Raw genomic sequence first — 16237 nt, forward strand, 5'->3', positions numbered from 1 at the left:
GGGGAGCGTCGCACGCACCCTTCCGGGGCGGGGTGTGCACGTCCCTGCCCGCAGAAATTAGTGATCAATAACTACCACACCGACACCCACACCGACACATGGGTACAGAGGAACCAGGGGAGACCAATGGACCAGCAGACCGCCCGGCGCGGCGGCACCGTGTGGACGCTCGTGATCACCAGCATCGCCGGGTTCATGGCGGCGCTCGACAACCTCGTCGTCACCACCGCACTGCCCTCGATCCGCGAGGACCTCGGCGGCGGGCTCGAAGAGCTGGAGTGGACCGTCAGCGCCTACACGCTGACCTTCGCCGTGCTCCTGATGCTCGGCGCGGCACTCGGCGACCGCTTCGGACGACGCCGGCTGTTCATCGTCGGACTCACCGTCTTCACCGGAGCCTCCGCCGCCGCGGCCCTCGCCCCCGGCATCGACTCGCTCATCGGCGCCCGGGCCGTCCAGGGCATCGGCGCCGCGATCATGATGCCGCTCACCCTGACCCTGCTCATCGCCGCCGTCCCGGTGGCCCGCCGCGGCATGGCGCTCGGGGTGTGGGGCGCGGTCAACGGGCTCGCCGTCGCGCTCGGCCCCTTGGTGGGCGGCGGGCTCACCGAACACGTCGCCTGGCAGTGGATCTTCTGGCTGAACGTCCCGATCGGCCTCGCCCTGCTGCCGCTCTCCCGGATGCGCCTGGCCGAGTCCTACGCACCCGGCGCCCGCATCGACGTCCCCGGCACCCTGCTCGCCAGCCTCGGCCTGTTCGGGATCGTCTACGCGCTCGTCACCGTCAACTCGCACAGCTGGACCGACCCGGCCGTCCTCACCGGGCTGATCGCCGGGACGGTGCTGCTCATCGCCTTCGTCCGCTACGAGCAGCGCACCGACCGCCCCATGCTGCCGATGCGGCTCTTCCGCAGCCGGGCGTTCTCCGGCATCAACGCGGCGAGCCTGCTGATGTTCCTCGGGATGTTCGGCTCCATCTTCCTGCTGAGCCAGTACTTCCAGGGGGTCGCCGGTTACTCGCCGACCGAGACGGGCCTGCGCATGCTCCCGTGGACCGCCATGCCGCTGTTCGTCGCACCGATCGCCGGGTACCTCTCCGACCGGATCGGGGGACGTCCCGTCGTCGCCACCGGACTCTTCCTCCAGGCCGTAGGACTCGCCCTGTTCGCGTTCGCCGTCGGTCCGGACGCCTCCTACGCGGCGCACCTGCCCGCACTGACCGTCGGCGGGGTCGGCATGGCCCTGTACTTCGCGCCCGCCGCCCACCTGGTGATGTCCAGCGTCAGCGTCGAGGAGCGGGGCATCGCCTCCGGCGCCAACAACGCACTGCGGGAACTCGGCGGAGCGCTCGGCGTCGCCGTGCTGGCCTCGGTCTTCTCCGCCCGGGGCGGCTACGAGAGCGGGCAGCGGTTCGTCGACGGACTCGTCCCCGCACTGTGGCTCGGGTCCGGCGCGGTGGCCCTGGCGGCGATCGCCGTGCTCATCATCCCGCGCCGCCGGGCCGAGGCCCCGGACGAGACCGGGCCGGTCGACGCCACCGGCCCGTCCGGTCAGGACAAGGTGCTGGCCTGACCCCCTGCCCCCTGGCCGTCGGCGATGGCCCGACACCCTGCGGTCCCCGGCCATCGGTCGGGGACCGCACCCGTCGGCCCCGTAGTCTGGTCGGGTGCTCCAGACCCACGACACCCCGCTCGCCCCGCTGACGACGTTCCGGCTCGGCGGGCCCGCCGCCACGCTGCTCACCGCGACCACGGACGCCGAGGTGGTCGACGCGGTCCGCGCCGCCGACGACGCCGGCACCCCGCTGCTCCTCATCGGCGGCGGCAGCAACCTGGTGATCGGTGACCGCGGCTTCGCGGGGACCGCCCTGCGCATCGCGACCCGCGGCTGCGAACGGGACGGCACCCGGTGGGAGTTCGCCGCGGGCGAGGTCTGGACCGACGCCGTGGCCCGGGTGGTGGAAGCGGGACACGCCGGGATCGAGTGCCTGGCCGGCATCCCCGGCTCCGTCGGCGCCACCCCGATCCAGAACGTGGGCGCCTACGGCCAGGAGGTCGCCTCCGTCATCACCGAGGTCGTCGCCTACGACCGCAGCGCCCGAGAGACGGTCGTCCTCACCGGCGAGGAGTGCGGGTTCTCCTACCGGCACAGCCGCTTCAAGGCCGAGCCGGACCGGTACGTCGTCCTGCGCGTCCGGTTCGACCTGGCGGACGCGGACGGACTGTCGGCACCGATCCGGTACGGCGAGACCGCCCGGGTGCTCGGCGTCGAGGTCGGCGACCGGGTGCCGCTGGATCGGGCCCGGGAGACCGTGCTCAAACTGCGGGCGGGCAAGGGCATGGTGCTGGACCCGGAGGACCACGACACCTGGTCCGCCGGGTCGTTCTTCACCAACCCGATCCTCGACGCGGCCGACTTCGCCGCCTTCCGCGAGCGGGTCGCCGAGCGGCTCGGCCCGGACGCCGCCCCGCCCGCGTTCCCGGCGGGCGAGGGCCGCACCAAGACCTCCGCGGCCTGGCTGATCGACCGCGCCGGCTTCACCAAGGGGTACGGGAGCGGCGCCGCCCGGATCTCCGGGAAGCACACCCTCGCCCTCACCAACCGGGGCGCGGCCACCACCGAGGACCTGCTGACGCTGGCCCGCGAGGTGGTCGCCGGGGTCCGGGACGCGTTCGGCGTCACCCTCGTCAACGAGCCGGTGCTGGTCGGCGTCCAGCTCTAGGTCCGTTCCCGCGTCTCAGCCGCGGCGGGCGAGCCGGACGGTGACCGCCGACACCCACAGCATCGCCGTGATCGCCCCGACCGCCAGGGCCAGCGTCCCCGCCGCGCCGCCGCCCATCGCCCAGCCGTTGCCGAGCAGCAGCGCCGTCCCGGCGACGGCGGAGGCGACGGCACGGTGACCGTCCCCGGTGCGACGGAAGTGCCGGACGAGCACGTAGTTCGCCGCGATCAGCGTGCAGAACGTCAACGAACCGGCGGCCATGTGACCGATGCTCTGCCAGGAGGGGGACACCGTCAGGTCCTCGGGGGTGCCGGCCGGGAACCCGGCCACCGGGTCCATGACCAGGGCGCCCGCCGCGATCAGCCCGATGCCGTGGGCGAAGAGCAGCCGGGGCGCCCAGACCCCGCCCGGCGTGCCCCGCAGCGCCCGTCGCACCCCCACCGAGCCGATGGCCGCGAGCAGTCCGACGACGACGAACAGCGTGATCTGGAGCCAGCCCAACGAGCCGTTGCTGAGGGCGCTGAGCGGGTGGCGGGTGATGTCGAAGCCCTCCCGGGTCGCGGCCTGCCCCAGGGCGACCACCGTCCACAGCGGTGCCGACAGGGCACCGGCGAGCAGCAGCCGCCGGGTGCCGGTGGCCGGGGAGGAAAGGGGAGCGGCGGTGGCGCGGGGCGAGCGGGTGGAGCGGGTGGGGGCGTGGGTGGTGGCCATGGGGCGCCTCTTCTCGAACGGTTCCGCTGTCTGGGTTCGCTGACACGTCGATCGCGTAATGTGACGGGGAACGGCGGCGTTCCCTGTCACATCACCGGTTCGACGTAGGGGCAGAACAGCGGAACCCGCTCACCGCCCCGGGCCGAACCCGGGCGGGAGCCACACGGAGAGAGAGCCCCATGCGCTACCTGATGATGGCCAAGTCGTCCGACGCCCCCGCCGGTGCGGAACTCGACACCCTGATGACGGAGATGGCCGCGTTCATCGAGGAACTGACCGCGTCCGGCGTCCTGCTGGCGACCGGCGGCCTCGTCCCCGAAGGGGTGCGGGTGATCTCCTCCGGCGGTGAGCTCACCGTCACGGACGGCCCGTTCACCGAGGCCAAGGAGGCCGTCGCCGGCTTCGCCCTGGTCGAGGTCCGGGACAAGGAGGAGGCCGTCGAGCTGGCCCGCCGGTTCCGCCGGATAGCGGGCGACGGGGAGAGCGTCCTCCAGCAGGTCTTCACCTCCTGACGGCGGGCCGTGATGACGGGGCCCTGGTCGACCGGGGAAGACGACGTACCGGTGGACCCGGGCCGCGCGGTCGACGCGGTCTGGAAACGGGAGTCCGCGCGGATCGTCGCCGCGCTGACCCGACTGACCAGGGACGTCGGTCTGGCCGAGGAACTGGCCCAGGACGCCCTGGTGTCCGCGCTCGAACAGTGGCCCGTCTCCGGCGTCCCGGACAATCCGGGCGCCTGGCTGATGACCGTCGCCAAACGCCGCGCCGTCGACCTGGTCCGTAGGGAGCAGCGCGGGGAACGCGGTCGGGAACTGCTCGCCCGGGAGCAGGCCGAGGAGCAGCGCGCCGGAGCCGACCCGGAGCACGAGAACCGCCCGGAGGCCGTGGCGGCCGGGGCCGCCGGGGAGGAAGCGGAGGGCGACGACGTCCTGCGTCTGATGCTCATCTCCTGCCACCCGGTGCTCGGCACGGACGCCCGGGTGGCCCTCACCCTCCGGCTGCTCGGCGGGCTCACCGCCGCCGAGATCGCCCGGGCGTTCCTGGTCAAGGAGACCGTGATCGCCCGCCGCATCGCCGACGCCAAGCGCACCCTCGCCGAGCGGCGGGTGCCCTTCGCGCTGCCCCGGGGCGAGGACCTCACCGCCCGGATCGCCTCCGTGCTGGAGGTGGTCTACCTGGTCTTCAACGAGGGGTACGCGGCGACCACCGGGGACGGTCTGCTGCGCCCCGGCCTCACCCTGGAGGCGATCCGGCTCGGTCGGCTGCTCGCCGGGCTGGCCCCGGAGGAGGCGGAGGTCCACGGGCTGGTCGCACTGATGGAGATCCAGGAGTCCCGCTCCGCGGCCCGTACCGGCCCCACCGGCGAACCGGTCCCGCTGCACGAGCAGAACCGGGGCCGCTGGGACCCGCTGCTGATCCGTCGGGGCTTCGCCTCGATGCTCCGGGCTCGCGACCTCGGCACGCCCCCGGGCCCGTACGTCCTCCAGGCGGCGATCGCCGTCACCCACGCCCAGGCCAGGACCGCGGCGGACACCGACTGGGCGGGGATCGCCGCCTTGTACGAGGCCCTGGTGCGGCTGCTGCCGACCCCGGTGGTCCGGCTGAACCGGGCCGTCGCGGTCGGTTTCGCGCACGGGCCCGCGACGGGGCTCGCCCTGCTGGACGAGTTGGCCACCGATCCCCGGCTCCAGGACTACCACCTGCTGCCGGGCGTGCGCGGTGACCTGCTGGCCAAGCTGGGTCGGCCCGCCGAGGCCCGGCTCGAATTCGAACGGGCCGCCTCCCTCACCGGGAACACCGCGGAGCGGGCGTTCCTCCAGCGGCGCGCGGACGTCCTGGCCGCCGCGGGGTCCTGGCAGTCGGCGCTCGGCGGGGCCCAGGTGCCCACGCTCGGCGGGGCCGTCCGGGACTTCCTGACCCGGGACGGGCTGGACCCGGCCACCGCCCGCTCCTACGGGCAGACCCTGCGCCGGCTGCGGCTCGCCCTGGGGGACCGGCTGCCGCTCGGCGAACTGACCCCCGAGGCGGTCGAGCGCACCTTCGGCACGGCGTGGGGCACGGCGAGCGCCGCCACCTGGAACCGGCACCGCTCGGCGCTGCGGACCTTCGCCGCCCGGGCCGGACTCGGCGAGGACGTGACGTCCGGGATCGACCGTCGCACCGGCACCGCCCCGCGCACCCCGCCCTTGGCCCCGGACCGGCTGGACGCCCTGTGGTCCCGGCCGGGCACCCCGCTGCGCGAACTCCTGCTGTGGCGGCTGCTGCACGAGTCGGGCGCCGCGGTGAAACGGGTACTGGCCCTGGACGTCGAGCAACTGGACCTGGACGACCGCCGGGCCCGCACCGGGAGCGGCTGGGTGAGCTGGCGTGCGGGCACCGCCCTGCTGCTGCCGGCCCACCTCGCCGGCCGGAGGGACGGTCCGCTCTTCCTCACCGACCGCCGCCCCGGCCCGGCCCGCCGCAGGTCCGCGGCGGACACCGACCCGACGACGGGTCTCGCCCGGCTGTCCTACGAACGGGCGGAGTACCTGTTCAAGCGGGCCACCCGCCCGCTCGACCCGACGGGCGGGGGCTACACCCTGCGCCAGCTCAGGTCGCGGGAGTGAGCGGCGGCTCGGGGCGGTCGATCCGGTGGACGTGGTGCAGCGGATCGACCTGCGGGTGGTCCGGCTCCGGCGGGCCGCCGCACCGCAGTCCCGCTCCACCCCTTGGGGCGACGGGTCGTGGTTCCACCAGCGCGCCGCGTGCGGGTGCGCGAGCCACTGACCGAGCAGGGGGAAGTCCGCTTCGGTCAGGGTCCGCAGGGCGATCAGCGGTGCGGCCGGCCGCACCGGTCGTCGCCCTCACTCGGCCACCCCCACCGCCCGTCCGACCACGGTCCGGTCGTCGATCAGCGCCAGCATGGCATGGGCGACGTCGGCACGGCGGATGCTCCGGGCGGACGGCGGGTTCCCGCCGACCAGGGTGCGGTAGCGCCCGGTCACCGGGCCGTCCAGCAGCCGGGGCGGCCGGACGGCGGTCCAGTCCGCGCTGCTCGCGGCGAGCGCGGCCTCCATCAGGCGCAGATCGTCGTACGCGTACCGGAAGACGCGGTTCACCACGGCCCCCATGAGCCGGTCGGACAGCGGCTCGCCGGGCGGGGCGGCGGCGAGCGGCGAGGCGCTGACCACCAGCAGTCGCCGGACGTCCTCGGCGGCCATCGCGGTGAGCACCGCGCGGGTCAGTCGGGCGGTGACGTCCCCGTCCTTGCGGCTGCGCGGTCCGAGCGCGGAGAACACCGCGCCCCGGCCGGCGACCGCCGCCCGTACCTCCTCGGGGGCGGTGAGGTCGCTACGCACCACGTCGAGTCCGTCCCCCGTCACGGTCAGCCGGGCCGGGTCCCGCACTACGGCGGTGACCCAGTGGCCGTCCGCCAGCCCTTGCCGGACGATCTCCTGGCCGACCCCGCCGGTCGCACCGAACACCGTGATCCTCATGAACCCCTCCTAGGTGGGTAAGCATTCACTCACCCATAGAATGAGTAAGCACTCACCCACCCGTCAAGCGGAGCGCCCGTGCCCACCGAAGACCCCACCGCCCGGCGGCCGACCCGGGCCCGCATCCTCGACGCCGCGCACGAACTGATGCTGTCGCTCGGGATGGCCCGGACCACCACCAAGGAGATCGCCCGCGCCGCCGACTGCTCCGAGGCCGCCCTCTACAAGTACTTCGCGAGCAAGCAGGAGCTCTTCGTCGCCGTGCTGGGCGAGCGGCTGCCCCGGCTGGGCCCGCTGATGGAACGCCTGGCGCGGGACCCGGGCACCCGCAGCGTCGAGGACAACCTCACCGAGATCGCCCGGGTCGCCGCCCTGTTCTACGAACAGAGCTTCCCGATCGCCGCCTCGCTCTACGCCGAGACCCAGCTCAAGCTGCGCCACGAGAACGCCCAGCGGCAGATCGGCGCCGGCCCGCACCTGCCCATCGAGGGGTTGGCGGACTACCTGCGCGCCGAACAGCGCGCCGGCCGCATCCGGGCGGAGGCCGACGCCTCCACCGGCGCCGCGCTGCTGATGGGCGCCTGCTGCCAGCGCGCCTTCGCCTACGACGCCACCGAGGCCGGCCGTTCGCCGCAGTCGCTGGACGAGTTCGCCCGCGCCGCGGCCCGCACCCTGCTCGCGGGCCTCGGCTGACCCGGGCGCCCCCGGCCCGGACGCTAGACGGGCACCGCGGGAACGGAGGTCAGCCAGGTGGTGACCTCCCCGAGCAGCCGCTCCTTCTCCTCCCGGGGCGCCGCCGAGGCCCGGATCGACTGCCGGGCGAGCTCCGCGAGCTCCGGGTCGGAGAAGCCGTGGACGGTCCTGGCCAGCTCGTACTGCTCGTTGAGCCGCGCCCCGAACAGCAGCGGGTCGTCCGCGCCGAGGGCCAGCGGCACCCCCGCGTCGAACATGGTGCGCAGCGGTACGTCCGCCGCCTTGTCGTAGACCCCGAGCGCCACATTGGAGGTGGGGCAGACCTCGCAGGTCACGCCCCGGTCCGCGAGCCGTTTCAGCAGCCTCGGGTCCTCGGCGGCCCGCACCCCGTGGCCGACCCGGTCGGCGTGCAGGTCGTCCAGGCAGTCCCGCACCGAGGCGGGGCCGGTCAGCTCACCGCCGTGCGGGGCGGACAGCAGGCCCCCCTCCCGGGCGATGGCGAACGCCCGGTCGAAGTCGCGGGCCATGCCCCGGCGCTCGTCGTTGGAGAGCCCGAACCCGACGACCCCGCGGTCCGCGTAGCGCACGGCCAGCCGGGCCAGCGTCCGGGCGTCCAAGGGGTGCTTCATCCGGTTCGCGGCGACCAGGACCCGCATCCCGAGCCCGGTGTCCCGCGACGCGCTGTCCACCGCGTCGAGGATGATCTCCAGCGCGGGGATCAGCCCCCCGAGGCGGGGCGCGTACGAGGTCGGGTCGACCTGGATCTCCAGCCAGCGCGAGCCGGCCCGGATGTCCTCCTCGGCGGCCTCCCGCACCAGTCGCCGGATGTCCTCCGGTTCGCGCAGGCAGGACCGGGCCATGTCGTAGAGGCGTTGGAAGCGGAACCAGCCGCGCTCGTCGGTGGCCCGCAGGTCCGGCGGCTCGGCCCCGGACAGTGCGGCGGGCAGGTGCACCCCGTACTTGTCGGCCAGCTCCAACAGGGTGCCGGGCCGCATCGAACCCGTGAAGTGCAGATGCAGATGCGCCTTCGGCAGGGCGCCGAGGTCTCGAACGTGCTCCATCCCAGGATCTTGCCGCAATCGGCGGCCCACCGGCACCGGCTTTCCCCGTTCGGGTGCTTGCTCGAACGAAGAAGCGGGCCCCCATCAGGTGGGAACCCGCTTCCGTGTGACGCGACACACCGCGCGTGGCGCGGCCCGCCCGCCAGCCGACGGCCTCAGTCGACAGCTCGGCCGGTGGCTCAGTCGGTGGCTTCCGCCAGGAGCTTCTGGATCCGCGAGACGCCCTCGACCAGGTCCTCGTCACCGAGCGCGTACGACAGCCGCAGGTACCCGGGCGTGCCGAACGCCTCGCCGGGCACCACCGCGACCTCGACCTCGTCCAGGATCAGCGCGGCCAGCTCCACACTGCTGCGCGGGCGCTTGCCCCGGATCTCCTTGCCGATCAGCGCCTTCACCGACGGGTACACGTAGAACGCGCCCTCCGGCTCCGGGCAGAGCACGCCGTCGATCTCGTTGAGCATGCGCACGATCGTCTGGCGGCGCCGGTCGAACGCCTCGCGCATCTCGGCCACCGCCGTCAGGTCACCGGACACGGCCGCGAGCGCGGCGGCCTGGGCGACGTTGGAGACGTTGGAGGTGGCGTGCGACTGGAGGTTGGTCGCGGCCTTGACCACGTCCTTGGGGCCGATGAGCCAGCCCACCCGCCAGCCGGTCATGGCGTACGTCTTCGCCACCCCGTTGACGACGATGCACTTGTCGCGCAGCTGGGGCACCACGGTCGGCAGCGAGGTGAAGGTCGCGTCGCCGTAGACCAGGTGTTCGTAGATCTCGTCCGTGAGCACCCACAGCCCGTGCTCGACGGCCCAGCGGCCGATCGCCTCGGTGTCCTCGGCGCCGTAGACCGCGCCGGTCGGGTTCGAGGGCGAGACGAACAGCAGCACCTTGGTCCGCTCGGTGCGGGCCGCCTCCAGCTGCTCGACCGTCACCCGGTAGCCGCTGGTCTCGTCGGTGACGACCTCGACCGGGACCCCGCCGGCGAGTCGGATCGACTCGGGGTAGGTCGTCCAGTACGGGGCCGGGACGATGACCTCGTCGCCCGGGTCGAGGATCGCGGCGAACGCCTCGTAGATCGCCTGCTTGCCGCCGTTGGTCACCAGGACCTGCGCCGCCTCGACCTCGTAGCCGGAGTCGCGGAGCGTCTTCGCGGCGATGGCCGCCTTCAGCTCCGGAAGCCCGCCGGCGGGGGTGTAGCGGTGGAACTTCGGGTTCTTGCACGCTTCGATGGCGGCTTCGACGATGTAGTCCGGGGTGGGGAAGTCGGGTTCCCCGGCACCGAAACCGATCACCGGACGGCCGGCGGCCTTGAGGGCCTTGGCCTTGGCGTCGACGGCGAGGGTCGCGGACTCGGAGATCGCGCCCACCCGGGCGGATACTCGGCGATCGGTCGGAGAGGTAGCAGCGCTCATGGGCCCCATGGTTCCAGACCGGAAACCGGCCCGGCACACGGGTTTCACCCAGTGGGCACCGGGCACGCGACGGACGGGGGCGGCACGGCCACCAGCCGTCCGGACGCTTTCTGTTCGACGTCGGCCCCGGGAACACGTACACTCTCTCCTCGTTGGCCGACACCGGCCGCACCCGTCGACCGCACACGCTGCGGCCGTCCGGATGCGGTACGTTGGGGCGAACCAAAGGGTCGTAGCTCAATTGGTAGAGCACTGGTCTCCAAAACCAGCGGTTGGGGGTTCAAGTCCCTCCGGCCCTGCAAGACACACTTCCCCTTCCGGATGTGTGGATGTATGCGAAGTACGTACCGCAATGCACCGTCGTGCGGCTCAACCGGGCGCGGCACGGCCGACCCGGGAATCAGGTGAGGACGAGTGACGGACGCCGTGGGCTCCATCGACATGCCTGATGCTCAAGACGATGCGCCGGACACGCAGAAGAAGACGCGTAAGGGCGGCAAGCGCGGCAAGAAGGGCCCCTTCGGCCGTCTCGCGCTCTTCTACCGCCAGATCGTCGCCGAGCTGCGCAAGGTCGTCTGGCCGAATCGCTCCGAGCTCACCACGTACACGACCGTCGTGATCATCTTCGTGGTGATCATGATCGGCATCGTCACCGTGCTCGACTTGGGTCTCGACCGAGTCGCGAAGTACATCTTCGGCTGATGCCGAAAGCACAGCCCGAAGCGAAGGACGCCGACGTCGGCGTCCCTTTCGCGTTGTTCCACCCCTCTGTAACCAGGAAGAAGCAGCCACCGTGTCTGACCCGAACCTGAACGACGCCGTCGAGTCCGATGAGGTCGCTGCGGAGTCCGTCGAGGACCAGCTCGACATCGTCGAGGGCGCGGACTCCGTGAGCGCTGAGGACGCCGCGGACCAGGACGAGGCTGACGCCGAAACTGCCGAGGAAGCCGCGCTCCACGTCGAGGAGGCTGACGACGCCGACGAGACCGACGCCGAGGCCGACGACGACACCGAGGGCGACGAGGGCGACGACACGGCCGAGGCCGACGAGGACGCCGAAGCTGACGCCGCCGAGGCCGACGAGGACGCCGAGGAAGAGGTCGAGGTCGAGGCCGCCGAGCCGGTGGACCCCGTCGCCGCGCTCCGCGAGGAGCTGCGCACCCTGCCCGGCGAGTGGTACGTCATCCACACCTACGCGGGCTACGAGAAGCGCGTGAAGGCCAACCTGGAGCAGCGCGCCGTCTCGCTGAACGTCGAGGAGTTCATCTACCAGGCCGAAGTGCCCGAGGAAGAGATCGTCCAGATCAAGAACGGCGAGCGCAAGAACGTCCGCCAGAACAAGCTTCCCGGTTACGTCCTGGTCCGGATGGACCTCACCAACGAGTCCTGGGGCGTCGTCCGCAACACCCCCGGCGTCACCGGCTTCGTCGGCAACGCCTACGACCCGTACCCGCTGACGCTGGACGAGATCGTCAAGATGCTCGCCCCGGAGGCCGAGGAGAAGGCCGCCCGCGAGGCCGCCGACGCCGAGGGCCGCCCGGCGCCGCAGCGCAAGGTCGAGGTCCAGGTGCTCGACTTCGAGGTGGGCGACTCGGTCACCGTCACCGACGGCCCCTTCGCCACGCTCCAGGCCACGATCAACGAGATCAACGCCGACTCGAAGAAGGTCAAGGGCCTCGTCGAGATCTTCGGCCGCGAGACCCCGGTCGAGCTGAGCTTCGACCAGATCCAGAAGAACTAGCGGTCTCCCGGCGCGGAAGATCGCGCCGGGATTCCCCACCAAGCTTCCGATCAGGTCAGAACGGTCACCCGGTGACCGCTCTGACCTGTCGGTTTTTATCCGCGCGGCAATACCCGTTATCGTTGTGCGGTATGCCTCCATCCGGATGATCGGCTGGAGTGCTCACCTCTCACTAGGACCCGGAGAGAGCACATGCCTCCCAAGAAGAAGAAGGTCACGGGGCTTATCAAGCTCCAGATCCAGGCCGGTGCCGCTAACCCGGCCCCGCCCGTCGGCCCTGCGCTGGGCCAGCACGGCGTCAACATCATGGAGTTCTGCAAGGCCTACAACGCCGCGACCGAGTCGCAGCGCGGTTGGGTCATCCCGGTGGAGATCACGGTCTACGAAGACCGTTCCTTCACCTTCATCACCAAGACCCCGCCGGCCGCGAAGATGATCCTCAAGGCCGCGGGCGTGGAGAAGGGCTCCGGCGAGCCGCACAAGACCAAGGTCGCCAAGATCACCCAGGCGCAGGTCCGCGAGATCGCCACCACCAAGATGCCCGACCTCAACGCCAACGACCTGGACGCCGCCGCGAAGATCATCGCGGGCACCGCCCGGTCCATGGGTGTCACGGTCGAGGGCTGACCCCCTCCCCGTACCCGCTCGTGCCCCGTGCGCGGGCGAGTGCGCACTTGCACCAAGTGGCAGGGCCAGCGCCGGCCCGCACCACGACTCCATTCCCGTCCGGCGGCACCCCCGCCCGACGAAACTCTGTACAGGAGCAGAAGTGAAGCGCAGCAAGTCTCTCCGCGCCGCTGACGCCAAGGTCGACCGGGACAAGCTCTACGCCCCGCTCGAAGCCGTGCGTCTCGCCAAGGACACCTCCACGTCCAAGTTCGACGGCACCGTCGAGGTCGCCTTCCGACTCGGCGTCGACCCCCGCAAGGCGGACCAGATGGTCCGTGGCACCGTGAACCTCCCGCACGGCACCGGCAAGACCGCCCGGGTCCTGGTCTTCGCGACCGGTGACCGTGCCGAGGCCGCGCGTGCCGCGGGCGCCGACATCGTCGGCTCCGACGAGCTGATCGACGAGATCTCCAAGGGCCAGCGCCTCAACGAGTTCGACGCCGTCGTCGCCACCCCGGACCTCATGGGCAAGGTCGGTCGTCTCGGCCGCGTCCTCGGCCCGCGTGGTCTGATGCCGAACCCGAAGACCGGCACCGTGACCCCGGACGTGGCCAAGGCCGTGACCGAGATCAAGGGCGGCAAGATCGAGTTCCGCGTCGACAAGCACTCGAACCTCCACTTCATCATCGGCAAGGTGTCCTTCGACGACACCCAGCTCGTGGAGAACTACGGCGCCGCGCTGGAGGAGATCCTCCGCCTCAAGCCGTCCGCCGCGAAGGGCCGCTACATCAAGAAGGCCGTCATCAGCACCACGATGGGCCCCGGCGTCCCGATCGACTCCAACCGCACCCGCAACCTCCTCACCGAGGAGGACCCGGCCGCCGTCTGAGCGATCGGGTACGCGACAGCGTGACCTCACGGGCCCCCGTGCCGTCCGGTTCCCCCGGCGGCACGGGGGCCCGTCCGCGTTCCCGGGCGGGCCGTTGCCCGACCCCGCCCGGGCCCGCCCTGCGCTAGCGTGCGAACAGTGACACGCGTACGGGGGAGCGGGACATGGGACGCAGGTGGTTCACGGCACCGACCGGTTCGGACGGCACGCAGCGGGCACGGAGGCGGGCCGCCCTCCGCCGTCGGCGCGGACTGCTCCCGTGGTGCGCGCTCTCCCTCGCCCCGCTGCTCCTGGGCACCGGCTGCGGCCTCTTCGCGCTGACCGCCTGCTCCCCCGGGGGTGACGGGGCGGTGGACCCCCGGCCCACGGCCACCGTCTCCGCCGACCTCCTGCGGGCCCTGCGCAGCGCAGCGGAGCGGACCCGGGAGGCGGGCTCCGCGCGGGTCAGCGCCGTGATGGAGCTGGACGGGAAGGTGTCCACCGAGGCCAGCGGGGTGCTCGGCTGGAGCGACGGACTCAGCGGCACCCTCACCATCCGGTACCGCGGCGCATTCGCGAAGACCCTGCGCGAGCTGGGCACCCGCACCACCGAGGCCCGGTTCGTGGACGGGGTGTACTACGCGCGGATGGGCGACGCCTTCGCGGACCGGGCGGGCGGACGGCACTGGATCCGGCACGGCCACGACACCACGGCGGACGTCACCCCCGGACGCTCGGTCGACCTGCTGCTCTCCGCCCGTGACCTGCGCCGAGTGGGACGCGAGGAGGTCCGCGGCACCACCGCGACGCACTACGCGGGCACCGTCCGCACGGCCGAGCTGCCCACCCGGGGACCGGGCGCCGGGCGCGCCGCGGAACTGCGGGAGCAACTGACGGCCGCCGGGATCGTCGAGGAGCGGATCGACGTGTGGATCGACGCCGGGGGCCGGTTGGTGAAGCGCAGCGAGCGCAGCCGGACGGCCGCCGGGACCCTGCTCAGCACCGCGCACTACCGCGACTTCGGCGCCCGGGTGCTCGCCCGACCGGCGCCCCCGGCCGAGGACACCGTGGACTACGAGGCGCTGCTGGGCAACGGGTCCGTTGTTACCGGAGGCAATCAATGAAACGGGTGTGGTCTGTGAGGTCAGGTACTGTCCTTGACCAGCGCGATGCGCAACACGCAGTTCACGTTCACTCAGGGGTGGGGAATGCACAACAACAAGAAGTCGAGGGCCGCTGCCGGCGCGTTCGTCGTGGCGCTCCTCGCGGGCGGCACCGCCGCCTGCGGGTCCGACTCCGACACGAACTCCTCGGACATGTCGCCCGCCGCGGCGGTCAAGGCGGCGTCCGAGAAGAACGAGAAGATCACCTCGCTCAGCTACAAGATCAAGGGCACCTACCCCGGCCAGGGCAAGGTCGAGGGCAACGCGCAGATGAGCGTGAAGCCGCCGGCGATGAGCATGAAGCTGACCACGGACACCCCCGGCCAGCCGGGCGAGGTCGAGATCATCATGGTCGACGAGGCCATGTACCTCGGCGGGAACCCGGAAGCGGCCGAGGAACTGGGCGGCAAGCGGTTCCTGAAGATGGACCTCTCCGGCCTCGACAAGGCCGGGAAGGGCGCTGCCGGCGGCCCCGGCAAGGTCCCCGGGCAGGTCGGCCAGAACCCGGCCGCGGAGTCCGGTTTCCTCGACGGCGCCGAGGACGTGAAGAAGGTCGGCACCGCGACCGTCGAGGGCGAGAAGACCACCCAGTACCGGGGCACGGTCTCCGTCGAGGACCTGCGCGCCTCCCTGAAGGACGAGAAGGCCGAGACCCGCAAGCAGCGCGAGAAGAGCCTCAAGCAGTACGAGGACCTCGGTGTGAAGAACTTCACCATGGACATCTGGATCACCGAGGAAGACCGCACCAAGCAGTTCCGCATGCAGGGCGACGCCGAGCAGGGCAAGCTCGACGTGACGATGACCTTCGGCGACGTGAACAAGCCCGTCACCGTGAAGGCCCCGCCCGCCTCCGAGGTCATGGACCTGGCGGAGATGATGAAGGACGTCGAAGCGGAGCCGGCCGCCTGACGCTGCTTTCCGGCCGTTTCCCGGCCGTCACCGGCAGCCGGCCACCTCGGGGGAACCGCCCGAGGTGGCCGATTTGCCTGGCGCACGTCCGTTCCCGTACGCTTCCCGAGAAGCCAAAGACCGCTGGTCGTTGCCGCGCACTCATCCGAGTCGCGGCGGCCGAAGGATCCGCTGAACTGCGGACGACCCGCGTAGGTGACCGTGGAATTGCTCCTGGACGGATTTCCGCCCGGTAGAGCTGAGCCCCGTGCGCCTGCGCCGGGGCGTTTTCTTTTCCTCAGTCCTCCTTCGGGTCCGCGCGGTCCGAATCACCCGGAAGGAGGCCGAGGCTCATGGCGAGGCCCGACAAGGCTGACGCGGTTGCCGAGCTGACGGACAAGTTCCGCAGCTCGAACGCCGCCGTGCTGACCGAGTACCGCGGTCTCACCGTGGCACAGCTCAAGCAGCTGCGCCGTTCGCTCGGTGAGAACGCCCAGTACGCCGTGGTGAAGAACACGCTGACCAAGATCGCTGCCAATGAGGCCGGGATCTCGACGCTCGACGACCTGTTCAACGGTCCGACGGCAGTCGCCTTCGTCACCGGTGACCCGGTGGAGTCGGCGAAGGGTCTTCGTGACTTCGCCAAGGACAACCCCAATCTCGTCATCAAGGGCGGTGTCCTTGACGGCAAGGCGCTGTCCGCCGACGAGATCAAGAAGCTCGCGGACCTCGAGTCCCGCGAGGTTCTGCTCGCCAAGCTGGCGGGTGCCATGAAGGGCAAGCAGTCCCAGGCTGCCGCGCTCTTCCAGGCGCTTCCCTCGAAGTTCGTCCGCACCGCGGAGGCGCTTCGTGCCAAGAAGGCCGAGGGCGAGCAGGGCGGTGCCGAGTAATTCGGCTCG

General features: G+C 71.8%; 17 protein-coding genes and 1 tRNA gene. 13 read left to right on the plus strand and 5 right to left on the minus strand.

Features of this window, described 5'->3' with window-relative positions:
• The first annotated feature begins 126 nt into the window (after positions 1 to 126).
• Both ACFWIA_RS03210 and ACFWIA_RS03215 read left to right on the plus strand, forming a co-directional pair.
• On the plus strand, positions 127 to 1572 hold the full coding sequence (locus ACFWIA_RS03210; RefSeq protein ID WP_386999900.1) for an MFS transporter: 1446 nt from the start codon (positions 127 to 129) through the stop codon (positions 1570 to 1572).
• Positions 1573 to 1666: 94 nt separating this feature from the next.
• Positions 1667 to 2722, plus strand: coding sequence for a UDP-N-acetylmuramate dehydrogenase (locus ACFWIA_RS03215; protein WP_386999902.1), 1056 nt, complete (start codon positions 1667 to 1669; stop codon positions 2720 to 2722).
• A 15-nt stretch (positions 2723 to 2737) separates the two neighbouring features.
• On the opposite strand, the gene ACFWIA_RS03220 is transcribed toward ACFWIA_RS03215, so the two are convergent.
• Positions 2738 to 3433: a DUF998 domain-containing protein gene (locus ACFWIA_RS03220; protein ID WP_386999904.1), complete on the minus strand. Its 696-nt coding sequence runs from the start codon at positions 3431 to 3433 to the stop codon at positions 2738 to 2740.
• A 179-nt stretch (positions 3434 to 3612) separates the two neighbouring features.
• Between ACFWIA_RS03220 and ACFWIA_RS03225 the strand changes: the two genes are divergently transcribed.
• Positions 3613 to 3945 (plus strand): YciI family protein, encoded by a 333-nt coding sequence (locus ACFWIA_RS03225; protein WP_386999906.1) that lies wholly within the window; start codon positions 3613 to 3615, stop codon positions 3943 to 3945.
• A 12-nt stretch (positions 3946 to 3957) separates the two neighbouring features.
• Positions 3958 to 6039, plus strand: a complete 2082-nt coding sequence (locus ACFWIA_RS03230; RefSeq protein ID WP_386999908.1) for a DUF6596 domain-containing protein — start codon at positions 3958 to 3960, stop codon at positions 6037 to 6039.
• A 237-nt stretch (positions 6040 to 6276) separates the two neighbouring features.
• On the opposite strand, the gene ACFWIA_RS03235 is transcribed toward ACFWIA_RS03230, so the two are convergent.
• A complete protein-coding gene (locus tag ACFWIA_RS03235; RefSeq protein WP_386999910.1) occupies positions 6277 to 6909 on the minus strand; it encodes an NAD(P)-dependent oxidoreductase in 633 nt (210 codons plus the stop codon).
• A gap of 147 nt (positions 6910 to 7056) precedes the next feature.
• Here ACFWIA_RS03235 and ACFWIA_RS03240 point away from each other — a divergent pair, with 147 nt between their 5' ends.
• Entirely contained in the window at positions 7057 to 7602 is a 546-nt protein-coding gene (locus ACFWIA_RS03240; protein WP_387000167.1) for a TetR/AcrR family transcriptional regulator, read from the plus strand.
• Between the two features lie 23 nt (positions 7603 to 7625).
• Here ACFWIA_RS03240 and ACFWIA_RS03245 read toward each other — a convergent pair whose 3' ends face one another.
• Together ACFWIA_RS03245 and ACFWIA_RS03250 are read right to left on the minus strand one after the other, a co-directional pair.
• Complete coding sequence (locus ACFWIA_RS03245; RefSeq protein WP_386999912.1) at positions 7626 to 8663, minus strand: adenosine deaminase; 1038 nt, start codon at positions 8661 to 8663, stop codon at positions 7626 to 7628.
• A 179-nt stretch (positions 8664 to 8842) separates the two neighbouring features.
• Positions 8843 to 10069, minus strand: a complete 1227-nt coding sequence (locus ACFWIA_RS03250; protein ID WP_386999914.1) for a pyridoxal phosphate-dependent aminotransferase — start codon at positions 10067 to 10069, stop codon at positions 8843 to 8845.
• 226 nt (positions 10070 to 10295) lie between these two features.
• Between ACFWIA_RS03250 and ACFWIA_RS03255 the strand changes: the two genes are divergently transcribed.
• From ACFWIA_RS03255 to ACFWIA_RS03280, 6 genes are all read left to right on the plus strand, one after another.
• A tRNA-Trp gene (locus tag ACFWIA_RS03255) sits at positions 10296 to 10368 on the plus strand.
• Positions 10369 to 10483: 115 nt separating this feature from the next.
• Positions 10484 to 10771 (plus strand): preprotein translocase subunit SecE, encoded by a 288-nt coding sequence (secE, locus tag ACFWIA_RS03260; RefSeq protein WP_386999916.1) that lies wholly within the window; start codon positions 10484 to 10486, stop codon positions 10769 to 10771.
• A 91-nt stretch (positions 10772 to 10862) separates the two neighbouring features.
• Entirely contained in the window at positions 10863 to 11810 is a 948-nt protein-coding gene (gene nusG / locus ACFWIA_RS03265; RefSeq protein ID WP_386999918.1) for a transcription termination/antitermination protein NusG, read from the plus strand.
• Between the two features lie 192 nt (positions 11811 to 12002).
• Positions 12003 to 12437, plus strand: a complete 435-nt coding sequence (rplK, locus tag ACFWIA_RS03270) for a 50S ribosomal protein L11 (RefSeq protein ID WP_007384044.1) — start codon at positions 12003 to 12005, stop codon at positions 12435 to 12437.
• A gap of 142 nt (positions 12438 to 12579) precedes the next feature.
• Positions 12580 to 13308 carry a 50S ribosomal protein L1 gene (gene rplA / locus ACFWIA_RS03275; protein ID WP_385493642.1) on the plus strand — a complete coding sequence of 243 codons (729 nt, stop codon included), beginning with the start codon at positions 12580 to 12582 and terminating at the stop codon, positions 13306 to 13308.
• A gap of 164 nt (positions 13309 to 13472) precedes the next feature.
• The gene (locus tag ACFWIA_RS03280; protein WP_386999920.1) at positions 13473 to 14411 is read left to right on the plus strand and encodes a hypothetical protein; all 939 of its coding nucleotides are present in this window, start codon (positions 13473 to 13475) and stop codon (positions 14409 to 14411) included.
• A gap of 71 nt (positions 14412 to 14482) precedes the next feature.
• Here ACFWIA_RS03280 and ACFWIA_RS03285 read toward each other — a convergent pair whose 3' ends face one another.
• Positions 14483 to 14656: a hypothetical protein gene (locus tag ACFWIA_RS03285; protein WP_386999922.1), complete on the minus strand. Its 174-nt coding sequence runs from the start codon at positions 14654 to 14656 to the stop codon at positions 14483 to 14485.
• A 142-nt stretch (positions 14657 to 14798) separates the two neighbouring features.
• Between ACFWIA_RS03285 and ACFWIA_RS03290 the strand changes: the two genes are divergently transcribed.
• Together ACFWIA_RS03290 and rplJ are read left to right on the plus strand one after the other, a co-directional pair.
• Complete coding sequence (locus ACFWIA_RS03290) at positions 14799 to 15359, plus strand: DUF1396 domain-containing protein (RefSeq protein ID WP_386999924.1); 561 nt, start codon at positions 14799 to 14801, stop codon at positions 15357 to 15359.
• Between the two features lie 332 nt (positions 15360 to 15691).
• Positions 15692 to 16228, plus strand: a complete 537-nt coding sequence (gene rplJ / locus ACFWIA_RS03295) for a 50S ribosomal protein L10 (protein WP_366114088.1) — start codon at positions 15692 to 15694, stop codon at positions 16226 to 16228.
• Positions 16229 to 16237: the final 9 nt, after the last annotated feature.

Origin of the sequence: Streptomyces sp. NPDC127068 (genome assembly GCF_042724695.1) — a bacterium.
GTDB lineage: Bacteria > Actinomycetota > Actinomycetes > Streptomycetales > Streptomycetaceae > Streptomyces.

What these genes read in the sequence shown, in the direction of transcription:
- ACFWIA_RS03210 (WP_386999900.1), top strand. Translation starts at nt 127, where the DNA reads ATGGACCAGCAGACCGCCCGGCGCGGCGGCACCGTGTGGACGCTCGTG.
- ACFWIA_RS03220 (WP_386999904.1), bottom strand. Translation starts at nt 3,433, where the DNA reads ATGGCCACCACCCACGCCCCCACCCGCTCCACCCGCTCGCCCCGCGCC.
- ACFWIA_RS03225 (WP_386999906.1), top strand. Translation starts at nt 3,613, where the DNA reads ATGCGCTACCTGATGATGGCCAAGTCGTCCGACGCCCCCGCCGGTGCG.
- ACFWIA_RS03230 (WP_386999908.1), top strand. Translation starts at nt 3,958, where the DNA reads ATGACGGGGCCCTGGTCGACCGGGGAAGACGACGTACCGGTGGACCCG.
- ACFWIA_RS03235 (WP_386999910.1), bottom strand. Translation starts at nt 6,909, where the DNA reads ATGAGGATCACGGTGTTCGGTGCGACCGGCGGGGTCGGCCAGGAGATC.
- ACFWIA_RS03240 (WP_387000167.1), top strand. Translation starts at nt 7,057, where the DNA reads ATGCTGTCGCTCGGGATGGCCCGGACCACCACCAAGGAGATCGCCCGC.
- ACFWIA_RS03245 (WP_386999912.1), bottom strand. Translation starts at nt 8,663, where the DNA reads ATGGAGCACGTTCGAGACCTCGGCGCCCTGCCGAAGGCGCATCTGCAT.
- ACFWIA_RS03250 (WP_386999914.1), bottom strand. Translation starts at nt 10,069, where the DNA reads ATGAGCGCTGCTACCTCTCCGACCGATCGCCGAGTATCCGCCCGGGTG.
- rplK (WP_007384044.1), top strand. Translation starts at nt 12,003, where the DNA reads ATGCCTCCCAAGAAGAAGAAGGTCACGGGGCTTATCAAGCTCCAGATC.
- ACFWIA_RS03280 (WP_386999920.1), top strand. Translation starts at nt 13,473, where the DNA reads ATGGGACGCAGGTGGTTCACGGCACCGACCGGTTCGGACGGCACGCAG.
- ACFWIA_RS03290 (WP_386999924.1), top strand. Translation starts at nt 14,799, where the DNA reads ATGGTCGACGAGGCCATGTACCTCGGCGGGAACCCGGAAGCGGCCGAG.
- rplJ (WP_366114088.1), top strand. Translation starts at nt 15,692, where the DNA reads ATGGCGAGGCCCGACAAGGCTGACGCGGTTGCCGAGCTGACGGACAAG.